The following is a 17122-nucleotide window of genomic DNA, read 5'->3' on the forward strand; positions in this document are numbered from 1 at the left end:
TCTTCATTCGCCTGTCGAATCGGTTACTGCCATGAATACTTCAACTGCCAAAGCCCACATCGACCTGTCGCCACCGCAGCGCAAGCTGCGCGTGCGCAATCCCGGCTGGTTTCTAGTCAGCCCCTCGGTGGGGCTGTTGCTGCTGTGGATGATCGTGCCGCTGGGCATGACCATTTATTTTTCGATGATCCGCTACAACCTGCTCTATCCCGGCGAAAACGAATTCGTCGGGCTTGAGAACTTCACCTATTTCCTCACTGATTCGGGTTTCATGCCCGGTGCGACCAATACCTTGTTGCTCGTTGGCAGTGTGCTGCTGATCAGCGTGGTCTTCGGCGTATTGATCAGCGCGTTGCTGGAGGCCAGCGAATTCCTTGGGCGCGGCCTGGTGCGGGTCATGCTGATCTCGCCGTTCTTCATCATGCCCACCGTCGGTGCGCTGATCTGGAAAAACCTGATCTTCCACCCGGTCTCGGGAATTCTCGCCTACATCTGGAAGCTGTTCGGTGCGCAACCGGTGGACTGGCTGGCGCACTACCCGCTGCTGTCGATCATCATCATTGTCTCGTGGCAATGGCTGCCCTTCGCGATCCTGATTCTGATGACCGCGATGCAATCGCTGGATCAGGAACAGAAAGAAGCTGCACGCCTGGACGGTGCCGGCCCGATCGCGATTTTCTGGCACTTGACCCTGCCGCACCTCGCGCGGCCGATGGCCGTGGTGGTGATGATCGAAACCATCTTCCTGCTCTCGGTGTTCGCTGAAATCTTCACCACCACCAATGGCGGCCCCGGCTACGCCTCGACCAACCTCGCCTACCTGATCTACAACCAGGCGCTGGTGCAGTTCGACGTCGGCATGGCTTCGGCGGGCGGTTTGATTGCCGTGGTCATCGCCAACATCGCCGCGATCATTCTGGTGCGGATGATCGGCAAAAACCTGACTGACAAAGCGTGAGGCCTGCCATGACGCTCCAACAATCCCGCCGCCTGCAAAGCCTGCTGCTCGGTACGCTGGCCTGGGCCATCGCGATCGTGATTTTCTTCCCGATCTTCTGGATGGTGATGACCAGTTTCAAGAGCGAAATCGACGCTTTCGCCACGCCGCCGCAGTTCATCTTCACACCGACGCTGGAGAACTACCTGCACATCAACGAGCGCAGCGACTATTTCAGTTTTGCCTGGAATTCGGTGGTGATCTCCTTCAGCGCTACCGCCCTGTGCCTGTTGATCGCAGTGCCGGCGGCCTACTCGATGGCGTTCTACGAAACCCAACGCACCAAAGGCACGCTGCTGTGGATGCTCTCGACCAAGATGCTGCCGCCGGTGGGCGTGCTGATGCCGATCTACCTGCTGGCCAAGAGTTTCGGCCTGCTCGACACGCGCATCGCGCTGATCGTGATCTACACGCTGATCAACCTGCCGATCGTGGTCTGGATGGTTTACACCTACTTCAAGGACATCCCCAAAGACATCCTCGAAGCCGCCCGCCTCGATGGCGCGACGCTGTGGCAGGAAATGGTCCGCGTGCTGCTGCCGATCGCCAAGGGCGGCCTCGCCTCGACCGTGCTGCTGTCGCTGATCCTGTGCTGGAACGAGGCGTTCTGGTCGCTGAACCTGACCTCATCGAATGCCGCACCGCTGACCGCGCTGATCGCCTCGTATTCAAGTCCCGAAGGGCTGTTCTGGGCCAAGTTGTCGGCCGTATCGACCCTGGCCTGTGCGCCGATTCTGATCTTTGGCTGGATCAGCCAGAAGCAACTGGTACGCGGCCTCTCGTTCGGTGCCGTGAAATGAATTGAAAAGCAAAAGATCGCAGCCTTCGGCAGCTCCTACAGGGAATGTCGAATCGGCATGAATCTCCTGTAGGAGCTGCCGAAGGCTGCGATCTTTTGATCTTGAAAAACAACAATGCGGAGGCCCATCTCATGGCCAACCTGAAAATCAAGAATCTGCAAAAAGGCTTCGAAGGCTTTTCCATCATCAAGGGCATCGACCTGGAAGTGAACGACAAGGAATTCGTGGTCTTCGTCGGCCCGTCGGGCTGCGGCAAATCCACTCTGTTGCGCCTGATCGCGGGCCTGGAAGAAGTCAGCGACGGCACCATCGAACTGGATGGCCGTGACATCACCGAAGTCAGCCCGGCCAAGCGTGATCTGGCGATGGTGTTCCAGACCTATGCGCTGTATCCGCACATGACCGTGAAGAAGAACATGTCGTTCGCCCTCGATCTGGCCGGCGTGCCGAAAGCCGAGGTCGAGCGCAAGGTTGGCGAAGCGGCGCGCATTCTCGAACTCGGGCCAATGCTCGAGCGCAAACCGAAACAGCTATCCGGCGGCCAGCGTCAGCGCGTGGCGATCGGCCGCGCCATCGTGCGCAACCCGAAGATTTTTCTCTTCGATGAGCCGCTGTCCAACCTCGACGCCGCGTTGCGCGTGCAGATGCGTCTGGAACTGCTACGCCTGCACAAAGACCTGCAAGCGACGATGATCTACGTGACCCACGATCAGGTCGAAGCGATGACCATGGCCGACAAAGTCGTGGTGCTCAATGGCGGCAGGATCGAGCAGGTCGGCTCGCCGCTGGACCTGTATCACAACCCGGCCAACCTGTTTGTCGCAGGCTTCCTCGGCACGCCGAAAATGGGTTTCCTCAACGGCAAGATTGCCCGCATCGACGGCGCCAGTTGCGAAGTTGCGCTGGACGCCGGCACGCGCATCACCCTGCCGTTCAACGCCGCCAACCTCAGTGTCGGCAGCGCAGTCACGTTGGGCATTCGCCCCGAACACCTGGAGCTGGCGCAACCCGGCGACTGCACGTTGCAAGTCACTGCCGACGTCAGCGAACGCCTTGGCAGCGACACCTTCTGCCATGTCACCACAAGCGTCGGTGAAGCCCTGACCATGCGCGTGCGCGGCGATCTGGCCAGCCGTTACGGCGAGCAATTGAGCCTGCGCCTGGACCCGACTCACTGCCATCTGTTCGACGCCGAAGGTGTGGCGCTTACCCGCCCACTGCGCGCTGCCGCCTGATTTCGAGACTATCCGATGAAACTCAACCAACAGAACCTCAATCGCCTCGCCGCCGAAGTGCAACTGCCGGGCTACGACCTCGGCGACACACGCCAGGGCATCGCCCACATCGGCGTCGGTGGCTTCCACCGCGCGCATCAGGCCTATTACACCGATGCCTTGATGAACACTGGCGAAGCGTTGGACTGGGCGATCTGTGGCGTCGGCCTGCGCCCGGAAGATCGCCGCGCTCGCGATGACCTGCGCGAGCAGGATTACCTGTTCACCCTGTTCGAACTGGGCGACAGCGACGACACCGAAGTGCGCGTCATCGGCGCGATCCGCGACATGCTGCTCGCCGAAGAAGGCGCACAGGCACTGATCGACAAACTCGCCGAACCGCAGATCCGCATCGTCTCGCTGACCATCACCGAGGGCGGTTACTGCATCGACGACAGCAACGGCGAGTTCATGGCGCATCTGCCGCAGATTCAACACGACCTGGCCTATCCCGAAGCGCCGGGCACCGTGTTCGGTTTCCTCTGCGCCGCGTTGGCCAAACGCCGAGCGGCGGGCGTTCCGGCATTCACCCTGATGTCCTGCGATAACCTGCCGCACAATGGCGCGGTCGCTCGCAAGGCGCTGCTGGCCTTCGCTGCGCTGCGTGATCCGCAACTGCGCGAGTGGATCGAGCAGAACGTCAGTTTCCCCAACGCCATGGTCGACCGCATCACGCCGATGACCAGCACCGCGCATCGCCTGCAACTGGCCGACAAACACGGCGTCGACGATGCCTGGCCGGTGGTCTGCGAGCCGTTTGTGCAGTGGGTGCTGGAAGACAAATTCGTCAGCGGCCGCCCGGCTTGGGAAAAGGTCGGCGTGCAGTTCACCGACGATGTCTCCCCGTACGAAGAAATGAAAATCAAACTGCTCAACGGCAGCCACTTGGCGCTCACCTATCTGGGCTTTCTCAAGGGTTATCGCTTCGTCCACGAAACCATGAACGACCCGCTGTTCGTGCGTTACATGCGCGCTTATATGGATCTGGATGTCACGCCGCAATTGGCGCCGGTGCCGGGCATTGACCTGAGCGAATACAAGGACACGCTGGTGGCGCGGTTTTCCAATCAGGCGATCGCCGATCAGCTTGAGCGGGTGTGTTCGGATGGCTCGTCGAAGTTTCCCAAGTTCACCGTGCCGACGATCAATCGGTTGATTGCCGATGGCAAAGAGACCAAACGCGCAGCACTGGTCGTGGCGGCGTGGGCGTTGTATTTGAAGGGCGTGGACGAGAATGGCGATACGTATTCGATTCCGGATCCGCGGGCGGCTTTCGTTCAGGGACTGGTGGCGGACGATGAGCTGATCACCGAACGGCTGCTGGGCGTGGAAGAGATTTTCGGCACGGCGATACCGAAGTCGGCAGAGTTTGTTGCGGCGTTCGAGTGGTGCTGCCAGAGTTTGCGCGAGGTTGGGGTTTCGCGGACTCTGGAACGAGTTCTCGCGACCTGATCGTTCCCACGCTCTGCGTGGGAATGCAGCCCGGGACGCTCCGCGTCCCATCAAAAGCGGACGCAGAGCGTCCATTGAGGCGTTCCCACGCAGAGCATGGGAACGAGCAGCCGTGGAGTGTTCATGACAACAACAAAGCTCTTCCTGGGTATCGACTGCGGCACCCAAGGCACCAAAGCGATCATCCTCGATGCCGACAGCGGTCAGGTGCTCGGTCTGGGCGCGGCGCCGCATACGATGATCAGCGGCGCCAATGGCCGCCGCGAACAAGACGTCCAGCAGTGGCTCGACGCGTTCGTCAGCGCCACCCGCCAGGCCTTGCAAGCGGCCAATGTCGACGGTCAGGCGATTCTCGGCGTCGGCGTCTCCGGCCAGCAACACGGCCTGGTGCTGCTCGATGAGCGAGGCGCAGTGCTGCGTCCGGCCAAACTCTGGTGCGACACCGAAACCACACCTGAAAACGACCGTTTGCTCGCGCAACTGGGCGGCGAGGAAGGTTCGCTGGAACGCCTCGGCGTGGTCATTGCGCCGGGCTACACGGTATCGAAACTGCTCTGGACCAAAGAGCAGCATCCGGATGTCTTCTCACGTATCGCGCGCATTCTGTTGCCCCACGACTACCTCAACTACTGGCTCACCGGCCGCGCCTGCAGCGAATACGGCGACGCGTCCGGCACCGGTTATTTCAACGTGCGCACGCGGCAGTGGGATTTGCAGATCCTGCGCGACATCGACGCCAGCGGACGTTTGCAAACCGCGCTGCCAGAGCTGATCGACGCTCACGCCGCAGTCGGCACCCTCCTGCCGGCGATTGCCGAACAACTCGGCATCAACCCCAACGCCGTGGTCTCCAGCGGCGGTGGCGACAACATGATGGGCGCCATCGGTACAGGCAATATCCAGCCCGGCGCGATCACCATGAGCCTCGGATCGTCCGGCACGGTCTACGCCTTTTCGGACGCGCCGAAGGTCAGCGTCGATGCCTCGGTGGCCACGTTCTGCTCGTCCAGCGGTGGCTGGCTGCCGCTGATCTGCACCATGAACCTGACCAACGCCACCGGCGCGATTCGCGAGCTGTTCAAGCTTGATCTGCCGACCTTCAACGAACTGGTCGCGCAGTCGCCGATCGGCGCCGAAGGCGTGAGCATGCTGCCGTTTCTCAACGGCGAACGCGTCCCCGCCCTGCCCCACGCGGCCGGCAGCCTGCACGGGCTGACCATGGACAATCTGACCCAGGCCAATCTGTGCCGCGCCGCCGTCGAAGGCACCACCTTCGGTTTGCGCTACGGGCTGGATTTGCTCCGTCAGAATGGTTTACAAAGCCTGCGCATCTGCCTGATCGGCGGCGGCTCGAAGAGCGCAGTGTGGCGGCAGATCGTCGCCGACATCATGAACGCCCCGGTGATCTGCACCGAACAAAGCGAAGCCGCCGCACTGGGCGCAGCGATTCAAGCAGCGTGGTGCGCGTTGCGTTTGAACGGTGCCGATGTCTCCCTGGCCGCTCTGTGCGAACGCTGCGTGAAACTTGACGCGCACAGTGAAACCCTGCCGATCGCCGCCAATGTCGCGGCGTTCCAGCAGGCCTACGAACGCTATCAACAGCATGTCGCAACCCTATAACGAGCAAACAACTATGTACCTGGTGTGTGGCGAAGCCCTGTTTGATTTCTTCAGCGAAAACGATGCCAGCGGTCTGGCCTCGAAAGTCAATTTCAAAGCGATTGCCGGCGGCTCGCCGTTTAACGTCGCCGTGGGTTTGCGCCGTTTGGGCGTGGACTCGGCGTTGTTCGGCGGCCTGTCCACCGACTACCTCGGCCGCCGCTTGCAGCAAGTGCTGCAGGACGAAGGCGTGCGCCCGGATTATCTGGTGGATTTCGCCGCGCCGACCACCCTGGCGATGGTTGCCGTGGGCGCCAATGGCTCGCCGCATTACAGCTTTCGCGGCGAAGGCTGTGCCGATCGGCAACTGAGCGAGGCGCACCTACCCGCGCTCGGCGACGAGGTTCGTGGCCTGCACATCGGCTCGTTTTCGCTGGTGGTGCAGCCGATTGGCGACACCTTGCTTAAGCTGGTTCAGCGCGAAAGCGGCAAACGCCTGATCAGCCTCGATCCCAACGTGCGCCTCAACCCCGAGCCGAACATCGAGCTATGGCGCGAGCGCATCGCCACGCTGGTGCGGCTGGCCGATCTGATCAAAGTCAGCGACGAAGACCTGAGCCTGCTTTATCCCGAGCAGGATCCGCAGCAGGTGATTGAAGGCTGGCTCGAACATCGCTGCCAGATCGTCTTTCTGACTCGCGGTGGCGATGGCGCGACGGTGTTCAGTCGCGCCCACGGCTCATGGTCGGTGCCGGCCAAACCTGTGCAAATCGCCGATACGGTCGGCGCTGGCGATACCTTTCAGGCGGCGCTGATTACCTGGTTGACCGAGCACTCGCTGGATTCGGTCGCAGGCGTGCAGCAGCTCAGTCGCGCGCAAATTGACGCCATGCTCGGATTCGCCGTGCAAGCCGCCGCGCTGACCTGCAGCAAAACCGGCCCGGATCTGCCCTATCGTCATCAATTGAGCTGAGCGCGTAGACTGTCGGCCTTTTTGCGCACGACGGAAATCAGCTTTTGAATCACAGGCACATCTTCGCCCTCCTGACCCTGGCCACTCTGCTGAGCGGTTGCGGCACCTCGCCGCCCCGCTCGCCGGAAGACATCTGCGCAATCTTCCGCGAGAAAAGCGACTGGTACGACGCCGCGCAAGTGACCCAGAAACGTTGGGGCGTGCCGATCCAGGTGCCGTTCGCGATCATGTATCAGGAATCGGGCTATCGCTACGACGCCAAGACGCCGCGCAAATACCTGCTCTGGGTGATTCCGTGGGGCCGCGTCTCCACCGCTTCCGGCTACGCGCAAGCCAAGGACGAGGTCTGGGCCGACTACCAGAAAAGCACCGGCCGCAACTGGGCCGATCGCGAAGACTTCGACGACGCGATCGACTTCGTCGGCTGGTACATGGACAAGACCACCTCGATCAACGGCGTGTACAAATACGACGCCTATAATCAGTACCTGAACTACAACGAAGGCTGGGGCGGCTTCCGCAACAAGACCTACGCGAGCAAAGCCTGGCTACTGCCGACCGCACGCAAGGTGCAAAACCGGTCGGATATGTATGCGCAGCAGTATGCCGGCTGCAAGGAAGACCTCAATCGCGGGTTCTGGAGCCGGTTCTGGCATTGGTTGTAGGGTGATCCGAAGGCCTCATCGCGAGCAGGCTCACTCCTACAAAAGATCTTCGGTGGACGCGGTAATCATGCCCGCCACCCATCCAGTGTAGGAGTGAGCCTGCTCGCGATAGCGCCCGATCAGACACTAAAAATCCATTCACTGCCCGGTTTTACTGGCCAAAACCGCCCTCCTAAGGGTTTTCCCTATGGCACGGACGCCCGACACCTACGCCATTTGCGCCTTGAATGAGGCCGTCTAATCCTGCAACATCCATCACCTGCTTATTCAACGGACGGAATTCAAGGCATGCTGGACGCCAATGCAACCCACATCACCCTCTCGATCGAAGACGCCAACGCCGACCTGCAAGTCCTCAGTTTCACCGGTCGCGAAGCCCTCAACGAACCGTTCCGTTTCGACCTCGAACTGGTCAGCGCCCGCCCCGATCTGAAGCTCGAAGAGCTGCTGCACAAGCGTGCTTGTCTGACCTTCGGCGCCACCGGCGAAGGCAAGATTCACGGCCAGGTCTATCGCATCGAGCAGGGCGACTCCGGCAAGACCCTGACCCGCTACAGCATCAGCCTGATACCACAATTGGCCTATCTGCAGCACAACCATGATCAGCAGATCTTCCAGCAACTGACGGTGCCGAAAATCATCGCCCAGGTGCTGGAAGATCGCGGCATTCTCTCTGACGCCTACAGCTTCCAGCTCGGCGCCGAGTACCCGGAACGTGAGTATTGCGTGCAATACGACGAGTCCGACCTGCATTTCATCCAGCGTCTGTGCGAAGAGGAAGGCATTCACTTCCACTTCCAGCACAGCAGCAGCGGCCACAAACTGGTGTTCGGCGACGACCAGACTGTATTCCGCAAACTGAAACCGGTCAGCTACCAGCAGGACTCGGGCATGGCCGCCGAGAAGCCGGTGATCAAGCGCTTCAACCTGCGCCTGGAAACCCGCACCACCCGCGTCAGCCGCCGCGACTACGATTTCGAAAAACCCAAGTTGCTCCCGGAAGGCGCGGTCAAATCCGAATTCGCCCCGGATCTGGAAGACTACGATTACCCCGGCCGCTTCACGACTCGCGAGCGCGGCAAGTTCCTCTCGACCCGCGCCCTGGAGCGCCATCGCAGCGACTACAAACTCGCCGAAGGCAAAGGTGACGAACCGACCCTCACCAGCGGCCATTTCCTCACCCTCGCCGAACACCCGCGCGCCGAGTGGAACGACCTGTGGCTGCTGCTGGAAGTCTTCCACGAAGGCAAACAGCCGCAGGTGCTCGGCGAAAACGTCACCAGCGACGTCACCGACAACAAAAGCGATTTCCACCAGGGCTACCGCAACAGCTTCCTTGCCACCCCGTGGGACGCCCACTACCGCCCTGCCCTCGAACACCCGAAACCGAAAGTCCTCGGCAGCCAGACCGCCGTCGTCACCGGTCCGCCCGGTGAAGAAATCCACTGCGATCAGTACGGCCGCATCAAAGTGCAATTCCACTGGGACCGCGACGGCCAGTCCGACGACAAAACCACCTGCTGGATGCGCGTCGCCAGCGGCTGGGCCGGCGCAGCGTACGGCGGCATCGCCATCCCGCGCATCGGCATGGAAGTGCTCGTCACCTTCCTCGAAGGCGACCCCGACCAGCCCCTCGTCACCGGCTGCCTGTACCACAAGGAAAACGTCGTCCCCTACGACCTGCCCGCCAACAAGACCCGCAGCACCTTCAAAACCCTCAGCTCCCCGGGCGGCAAGGGCTACAACGAATTCCGCATCGAAGACAAAAAAGGCGCCGAACAGATCTACATCCACGCCCAGCGCGACTGGGACGAAAACATCGAACACGACCAGAAAATCCGCGTCGGCAACGAACGCCACGACACCGTTGAAGCCAATGTGTTGAGCGAGTTCAAGGTCGAAGAACACCGGATCACCCATCTGGACCGCATCAGTGAGATGCGCGCGGATGATCACCTGACGGTGGGTGTGACGCAGCATGTGAAGGTTGGGACTGGGCAGTTTGTGGAGGCCGGGACGGAGATTCACTATCACGCTGGTGAGAAGGTAGTGATTGAGGGTGGCATGGAGCTCACGGCTAAAGCTGGCGGGAGTTTTGTGAAAGTTGATGCGGGTGGTGTGACGATTAGTGGGGCTGAGGTGAAGGTTAATACCGGTGGTGCGCCGGGGGTGGGGAGCGGGATCGGGATTCTCGAACCCGTCATTCCATGGGCCGCTGCGAAAGACAAGGCAGGTGCCCTGCTCGTTCCGGCAGCTGCGCAAATGGCCTTGGCCAAAGCTGCTCGTAAAGCAGGTGACATTCGTTGCCCGATCTGTGAGGCCTGCCGAGAAGGCGCATGTGATCTGGGAGCTACAGCATGAGTGACGTGCTTAATAACTGGATGAGCGAACAATTCCGTCTCAACCGAGTGCTGATCCTCGTACTCGACAGCCTCGCGGAACCAAGCCCGGTGACACCGCTGTATAGCGCTGGGGTCATGCAGCGCTCAGTGCAATTGTACCGACGCACCGAGTTCTCAAAATTCGCCGCTATCAGTCCGTGGCTGACCGAACTGCACAACCCGGGCAACGATGCCTTTCGCAAACTGCTCGATGACCCACAGCGCAACTGGGGCTGGATCGGCAGCATGGACACGGCTGATCTAGACAGCCAGACCCAGCACTGGATTGCCCGGATGGTCATTGATGAAGACGGCGAGCGCTCGCTGTTTCGTTTCCAGGATAACCGCGTTATGGCCCGTTGCCTGGCCAATCTTAAAGAAACCGAATGGCCGCTATTGCTTGGCCCAACCAGCAGCGTGCTGTATTGGGATGAGTATCAGTGGAAAAGCGCAGATAACGGGAAACCGGGAATGTATCCGGTACCGAATCCGGCGCCGTGGTTGCAAATTCCCGCCCCACCGGAACGCACCCGCGAAATCTTGAGTGCCAACTTAAAACGCTGGTTGCTGGTCCAACACGCGGAAGCCGCCGCGAAGCTCTCGGAAACCCGCAGCATTCTGGAATGGTTGGAACAACAGATCGACCTGCTCGAAGTCTGGCAATGGAATACGCCCGAACAGCGGGAGTTCATGTTGACTCTGCGCCTTCAGCCTAAATGTGCTGAAGATCTGGCTTGGCAGCCATTGCCGGGGGAAACATCGGAAAAGCATTTTGCGCGATGTGAACGTTTTTTCGCTAAGCAAAGCGAAGACTCCGCACTGAGTTGAATTTAGGCACTGGGCATCACACGCTCGAAATGGCCACACCTAGACTGAGGAAAATCAAATGCGTCACCGCAATGTTTTCAATGGATTTGTTCGCAGTTTGATGGTTGGGCTAGGTGCGATTGGAATCACAGGTTGTTCAGCTGCTCAGCAGGACAATTTCACTTTGGTAACAGAGCTCCCGCCGGGGTTTGAAGTGAAGGGTGAGGCCGTCTATACCCCTCGCACCGGAGAGAAGTGCAAATTACCGCCGAAAGATGGCAAAAACCATCCTGGCCTAAAACTATTCAAAACTAAATTAAATGAACACGCTCAGACAGCGAAATTTACGATCCCGCTGACAAGCGTCGAAGACGGTTGCCCGTTAGTTCTAGAAAGGTTTGACTACGAAATTGATGCAAAGTATGGTCCTGCGAGACTTAACTTGGGCCGAGATCACACAAGCATCGCATTCGAGGATGGAGCTGCTAGCGACCCAAATCTGCCGCCATCTACTTTATTGGAAAGAGAGTGTGAATGGTTATTTCGAACTATCGGCTCGAATCGTTATATAACAAAGATATTGAAGTGCAAAGCAATAAATGAACCACAGAAAAACCAATCTACCACTAGCTCTTTACAACGGGCTCAACTGGCAGGAAAAACGCTGACCGTTAGATTCTCCCTATCCAAAGAAGAACGTCCCTACATGGGGGATACCTGGGTGAAATCACCCAAAGGCTGGAAACGTTGCATGGGAGAAAACATAGATGACCAATACGGTTTCTGTCGCGGCAACACGAAAGATTTTAAGTCTTTTAAAATGCCAGACGGTCGCGAGTGCACTGTGTATCCAAACTGTACTGAATAGGGATATTTTTTATGGCGTCACAAAAACCTTGCGATCCACTGTTAAGCGGAAAGTCTGAAGCATGTCCATTGCGTGGCGACTGGATCAGCTTTCAGCTAGTAGATGAAAATGGCGACGGCAAGCCGTATGCAGACCTTGCCTACATCTTACAAGATAGCGCGCATCAGCAATATATTGGCGTATTGGATGCAAACGGCTCGGCCAAGGTAATGAACCACTACCAAGGGCCTGTTGTACTCATGGTTGACAGCCCTTACAAGGGCTCAGAAAACCTCTACAACGCTCTTTTACAGCGAGGAAGCTACCCTCTTCCAATTACCGAACTTCAAGTGAGGGCCGAGAAAACCCGTTTTGTGCGCAAGGATGGACAGCGCGTCGAAAAGAATCCAGCAAAAGAAAGAGCTCAGCAGTTTTTCCATGTCGAAGTTAAAGACCTTGTAAAAAAGTCCGCCCACTTGCCACCCTATTCAACTAGAAAATACCCACCAAATTTCAGCTTACTTAAAATCATGGGGGATTTAGGATTTGGCCCGGAAGAGCCGGAGCTGCGCGGAATTGCATTATTACCGAACAAGCACACCGTGCTGGAAGTAAGACCATTACGTGCCTTCCGACCAATGCTTTCGAAAGATAACAAATTTAGCGCTTTAAATCTTTACCAACTTTCTCTATTTGCTGCTTTAAGCTATTGCAACTTCGGCCAGTCACCGGATGAAAATCCGAAAGATACAGTTAGCTTTCCTCTTGACCCCAGTGTCGGAAACATGTTTTCTGAGGGGATGGCTTGCTACAAGGAGCCTTGGAAAGTAAACGCAGAGCAAGCGAAAGCGTACTATCCATTATACGAAGACGTACCGTATTCGAAGCGATTTGAGATCCTGCCTTTTGACCCAACACTATATGAGCAGAACAAACCTGATCTAAAGGAAAAACAAGAACACCCCGCAAAGCTGCATTTTTTTGACGACAGTAAAGAAAAAAATGGAACGAACACTCAAGCTTTCATAACTCATCATGACGAATTCATTCTGATTGCCATTCGGGGCACATTGGAGCTCGTCGATTTTTTGCGTGATACCGATGCTGAGCAAGTCGCTTTTGCGGCGGGCGTAGGTAAATCTCACCAAGGCTTTTACGATGCCTACGATGCCTTGAGCAAATTTGTCGAAATTTATCTTGGCCAGTTCCACGTTGGGCAAAAGATAATTATTTGCGGACACAGTTTGGGCGGCGCAATCGCCACATTGCTTGCCGAGTCCCTAAGACGACACGCAAATGGTTATGACGTTTTGCTTTACACCTACGGCTCGCCAAGAGCAGGCGATGCCGACTTCGTACAGGGCGCAGGAGCCCTCGCGCATCACCGCATGGTCAACGATAACGACCCGATCCCAAGCGTTCCCGCACCTTGGATGAACACCAGAAAAAGTGTTTGGATACCTGGTGCAGTAATCAGCTTCATCACTGCGCCTTTGGGTGCCCTGATTTTTGCTCTGGGTCTGACGCGAATCGGTGGCGCGCCTTATGAGCACCAAGGTGAATTGCGGCACTTTATGCCGGTGCATTTCAAGGGACGCGAACAATCCGCGGTGCTCTGGAACCCAGGATGCGAGTCCATCGAAGAGGCCGCATGTACACGGGCGGTGAAGAAGTTCGGCGATTTACCCGATCGCGCCATGTTTATCCAGCAATTGTTCCAGATGTCTGACCACTACATGGTTCCATCCTACATTCCCAATGCATGGGCGACACTTCGCCGCTGGCAGCAAACCCAGGAAGCCGGTCGTACGGTGGTGACCAAGACTGAATACGATCAGATTTACTATCAACTGCAGGAAATGCAGGAACGATTGAAGGCCAAGGAGGCCGAACTTAGTCACTCCTTCCAGCCTGATCGCCGAACCGTTCTGCAACAAATCAACTCGCTACGAGCCGAGATGGGGCGCATCGATACGTCAAGACAACGACTGCACACCCTCAGCTTCCAGAAACTCACGCCTGAAGATATTTATGGCTCTGCAACTCAAGGGCCAGAACATAACCTCAGCGTTGAGCGTTGGCTAGCGAAGAAAGAGAACAATGTCGAGGTCCAGCTCGCAATGATTCCCCAAGCGGGTAGCGCTGAGCTAAGAACTGCATGACTTCTGCATGAACATCAATCTAAAGTAAAGCTGTCTGGCTACGACGGCCCACGCATTCGCTATCGGTGTTGTCACGTCAGTGATTGATGTGATGACACCGCAAAGTGCGCTTGGCAAGGCCGTTAATTATCTGGCCAGCAACAGAGTCGTATGGAGCGCTAGTTGAGGCGGGTTTTACCGATCGACGACAGTTCGACGGAGCGTGGAATCAAGGCGTTTTTACTCGGGCACAAGGCTTCGCTGTTCAGTGATACTCCCAAAGGCGCCACCTCCAGTGCACAGATCTACAGCTTGGTCGGGACTGCCAAGGTCAGCGGCTATGAAGTGTTGTTACCGTATAACTGCTCGCCAGAGATGTCATAGTCAACGACTGGTCAGCGCTCGCCCCGACCTGAAGCTCGAAGAGCTGCTGCACAAGCGCGCCTGCCTGACCTTCGGCGCCACCGGCGAAGGCAAGATTCACGGCCAGGTCTATCGCATCGAGCAGGGGGACTCCGGCAAGACCCTGACCCGCTACAGCATCAGCCTGATGCCACAACTGGCCTATCTGCAGCACAACCATGATCAGCAGATCTTTCAACAACTGACGGTGCCGAAAATCATCGCCCAGGTGCTGGAAGATCGCGGCATTCTCTCCGACGCCTATAGCTTCCAGCTTGGCGCCGAGTACCCGGAACGTGAGTATTGCGTGCAATACGACGAGTCCGACCTGCATTTCATCCAGCGTCTGTGCGAAGAGGAAGGCATTCACTTCCACTTCCAGCACAGCAGCAGCGGCCACAAACTGGTGTTCGGCGACGACCAGACCGTATTCCGCAAACTGAAACCGGTCAGCTACCAGCAGGACTCCGGCATGGCCGCCGAGAAGCCGGTGATCAAGCGCTTCAACCTGCGCCTGGAAACCCGCACCACCCGCGTCAGCCGCCGCGACTACGATTTCGAAAAACCCAAGTTGCTGCCGGAAGGCGCGGTCAAATCCGAATTCGCCCCGGATCTGGAAGACTACGATTACCCCGGCCGCTTCACCACGCGCGAGCGCGGCAAGTTCCTCTCGACCCGCGCCCTCGAACGCCATCGCAGCGACTACAAACTCGCCGAAGGCAAAGGTGACGAACCGACCCTCACCAGCGGCCATTTCCTCACCCTCGCCGAACACCCGCGCGCCGAGTGGAACGACCTGTGGCTGCTGCTGGAAGTCTTCCACGAAGGCAAACAACCGCAGGTGCTCGGCGAAAACGTCACCAGCGACGTCACCGACAACAAAAGCGATTTCCACCAGGGCTACCGCAACAGCTTCCTCGCCACCCCGTGGGACGCCCACTACCGCCCTGCCCTCGAACACCCGAAACCGAAAGTCCTCGGCAGCCAGACCGCCGTCGTCACCGGCCCTGCCGGTGAAGAAATCCACTGCGACCAATACGGCCGCATCAAAGTCCAATTCCACTGGGACCGCGACGGCCAGTCCGACGACAAAACCACCTGCTGGATGCGCGTCGCCAGCGGCTGGGCCGGCGCAGCCTACGGCGGCATCGCCATCCCGCGCATCGGCATGGAAGTGCTCGTCACCTTCCTCGAAGGCGACCCCGACCAGCCCCTCGTCACCGGCTGCCTGTACCACAAGGAAAACGTCGTCCCCTACGACCTGCCGGCCAACAAGACCCGCAGCACCTTCAAAACCCTCAGCTCCCCGGGCGGCAAGGGCTACAACGAATTCCGCATCGAAGACAAAAAGGCGCCGAACAGATCTACATCCACGCCCAGCGCGACTGGGACGAAAACATCGAACACGACCAGAAAATCCGCGTCGGCAACGAACGGCATGACACCGTTGAAGCTAATGTGTTGAGCGAATTCAAGGTTGAAGAACACCGGATTACCCATCTGGATCGCATCAGTGAGATGCGCGCGGATGATCACCTGACGGTCGGTGTGACGCAGCATGTGAAGGTGGGGACTGGGCAGTTTGTTGAGGCCGGAAACGAAATCCATTACTACGCCGGCCAGAGAGTCGTGGTCGAAGGCGCCATGGAACTGACCGCCAAGGCTGGCGGGAGTTTTGTGAAGGTTGATGCGGGTGGAGTGACCATCAGCGGTGCTGAGGTGAAGGTCAACACTGGCGGCTCGCCTGGGGTGGGCACGCCGGCGGCGCCGTTGTTGCCGGGGCCGATGAAGGTTGTGGATGCGGATAAGGCGGGGACAGTCCCTGCCCCGCTGCCTAAACGTCTGAACGAGTCCGGGATAACGCCGTTGTGCGGCAAGCAAAGCAACGGCGCCTGCAGCCGTAAGGATTGCACATGCATGTAAAAGCGCTCAGCGCCCTTCTTGAGGCCCCACGCCATGGGTTCGTTGATCTACCGAAAGACAGTTCTGAATTGACGCTGTGTTTCATTATTGACCCGGTTCGACAGCCTGACGCGATGAGCCGTCTTTATCGTGTCGGTGAACCCGTGGTAGATGCACAGAGCCTGTTCCTCAAAACCGCCTTCGCTGAGATTGCCGCGGATGGGCCGCTCTGGGTGACCGCACCGTGGGGCAGTCGCCTCGCGGCCGAGGCAGCAAAACTGTGCGAGGAAAACTTCTCCGGCATTGCCCTTACCACAGCTGATCCTGACAAAGCGCTGGCCCACGCGCGCTGGCTCCTGCGCGCCAATGATGGTTCAGGCGGACAGAGCCTGCTGAGCTACCACAAGCCAAGCCTGTGGGCCGCGCTGGCCTATACCGCTGGCGACAACTCCCATCAGCTATTCGGCCCCTGGCAGCACGTATACACCCCAGCGCCGGTTCATTTTGGGCGCAATAAAGGTCCATGGCTCAGTTGGCGCGCCGTCTCGGAAGTCGAATGGCTGGGCGATACTTCGGTGTTCAGCCTGCCGCCACCAGCGGCAAAGGTTCAAGAGCATTTGGGTTGGGTTTATTGGGCAGATGAACATCACGCAGATTACGGCGAGCCGAGCGATGAGCATCTGCCCAACCTTGTGGCAAACCTCAATGTGCTGGTCGCCCACAATATTTACGAAGGCCGTCACTTGCTGAAACTGGGGCCAATCACCAACGGCCCGCTGCTGGAAACACAGCCACAGGCAATGGCCATCCTGCAATCCAGGGAAGAGTCGTTCATCAAAGTACAGCAGCTGCAGCAACTCACCACCAGCGTTGCTTGATGAA

The 17122-nt window shown here is 58.3% G+C and carries 12 protein-coding genes and 2 pseudogenes; all 14 read left to right on the top strand.

What is annotated here, in order from left to right; genetic code table 11:
• Window positions 1–31 precede the first annotated feature (31 nt).
• The 14 genes and pseudogenes from J2Y90_RS19880 to J2Y90_RS19940 all read left to right on the top strand — a co-directional run bounded on the left by J2Y90_RS19880 (window position 32) and on the right by J2Y90_RS19940 (window position 17118).
• On the top strand, window positions 32–958 hold the full coding sequence (locus J2Y90_RS19880; protein ID WP_253502186.1) for a carbohydrate ABC transporter permease: 927 nt from the start codon (window positions 32–34) through the stop codon (window positions 956–958).
• 8 nt (window positions 959–966) lie between these two features.
• Window positions 967–1797 carry a carbohydrate ABC transporter permease gene (locus tag J2Y90_RS19885; protein ID WP_016774872.1) on the top strand — a complete coding sequence of 277 codons (831 nt, stop codon included), beginning with the start codon at window positions 967–969 and terminating at the stop codon, window positions 1795–1797.
• A gap of 131 nt (window positions 1798–1928) precedes the next feature.
• Complete coding sequence (locus J2Y90_RS19890) at window positions 1929–3032, top strand: ABC transporter ATP-binding protein (RefSeq protein WP_253502187.1); 1104 nt, start codon at window positions 1929–1931, stop codon at window positions 3030–3032.
• Window positions 3033–3047: 15 nt separating this feature from the next.
• On the top strand, window positions 3048–4523 hold the full coding sequence (locus tag J2Y90_RS19895) for a mannitol dehydrogenase family protein (protein WP_253502188.1): 1476 nt from the start codon (window positions 3048–3050) through the stop codon (window positions 4521–4523).
• A gap of 123 nt (window positions 4524–4646) precedes the next feature.
• On the top strand, window positions 4647–6143 hold the full coding sequence (gene xylB, locus J2Y90_RS19900) for a xylulokinase (protein ID WP_253502189.1): 1497 nt from the start codon (window positions 4647–4649) through the stop codon (window positions 6141–6143).
• A 13-nt stretch (window positions 6144–6156) separates the two neighbouring features.
• The gene (locus J2Y90_RS19905) at window positions 6157–7095 is read left to right on the top strand and encodes a carbohydrate kinase family protein (protein WP_253502190.1); all 939 of its coding nucleotides are present in this window, start codon (window positions 6157–6159) and stop codon (window positions 7093–7095) included.
• A gap of 44 nt (window positions 7096–7139) precedes the next feature.
• The gene (locus tag J2Y90_RS19910) at window positions 7140–7760 is read left to right on the top strand and encodes a hypothetical protein (RefSeq protein WP_253502191.1); all 621 of its coding nucleotides are present in this window, start codon (window positions 7140–7142) and stop codon (window positions 7758–7760) included.
• 288 nt (window positions 7761–8048) lie between these two features.
• The gene (locus tag J2Y90_RS19915; protein WP_253502192.1) at window positions 8049–10121 is read left to right on the top strand and encodes a type VI secretion system Vgr family protein; all 2073 of its coding nucleotides are present in this window, start codon (window positions 8049–8051) and stop codon (window positions 10119–10121) included.
• The gene (locus J2Y90_RS19920) at window positions 10118–10969 is read left to right on the top strand and encodes a DUF4123 domain-containing protein (protein ID WP_253502193.1); all 852 of its coding nucleotides are present in this window, start codon (window positions 10118–10120) and stop codon (window positions 10967–10969) included. Before J2Y90_RS19915 ends, J2Y90_RS19920 begins: the two co-directional genes overlap by 4 nt.
• A gap of 58 nt (window positions 10970–11027) precedes the next feature.
• Window positions 11028–11816 (top strand): hypothetical protein, encoded by a 789-nt coding sequence (locus J2Y90_RS19925; RefSeq protein WP_253502194.1) that lies wholly within the window; start codon window positions 11028–11030, stop codon window positions 11814–11816.
• An 11-nt stretch (window positions 11817–11827) separates the two neighbouring features.
• Window positions 11828–13957: a lipase family protein gene (locus J2Y90_RS19930; RefSeq protein WP_253502196.1), complete on the top strand. Its 2130-nt coding sequence runs from the start codon at window positions 11828–11830 to the stop codon at window positions 13955–13957.
• A gap of 91 nt (window positions 13958–14048) precedes the next feature.
• Window positions 14049–14320 (top strand): annotated as a pseudogene (locus J2Y90_RS26770) (IS66 family transposase); the annotation flags it as partial.
• Between the two features lie 7 nt (window positions 14321–14327).
• Window positions 14328–16261 (top strand): annotated as a pseudogene (locus J2Y90_RS19935) (type VI secretion system tip protein VgrG); the annotation flags it as partial.
• Window positions 16252–17118 (top strand): DUF4123 domain-containing protein, encoded by an 867-nt coding sequence (locus J2Y90_RS19940; protein WP_253502198.1) that lies wholly within the window; start codon window positions 16252–16254, stop codon window positions 17116–17118. The pseudogene J2Y90_RS19935 and the gene J2Y90_RS19940, both read left to right, overlap by 10 nt.
• The last annotated feature ends 4 nt before the right edge of the window (window positions 17119–17122 follow it).

The organism is Pseudomonas koreensis (genome assembly GCF_024169245.1).
GTDB classification, from domain to species: domain Bacteria; phylum Pseudomonadota; class Gammaproteobacteria; order Pseudomonadales; family Pseudomonadaceae; genus Aquipseudomonas; species Aquipseudomonas koreensis_F.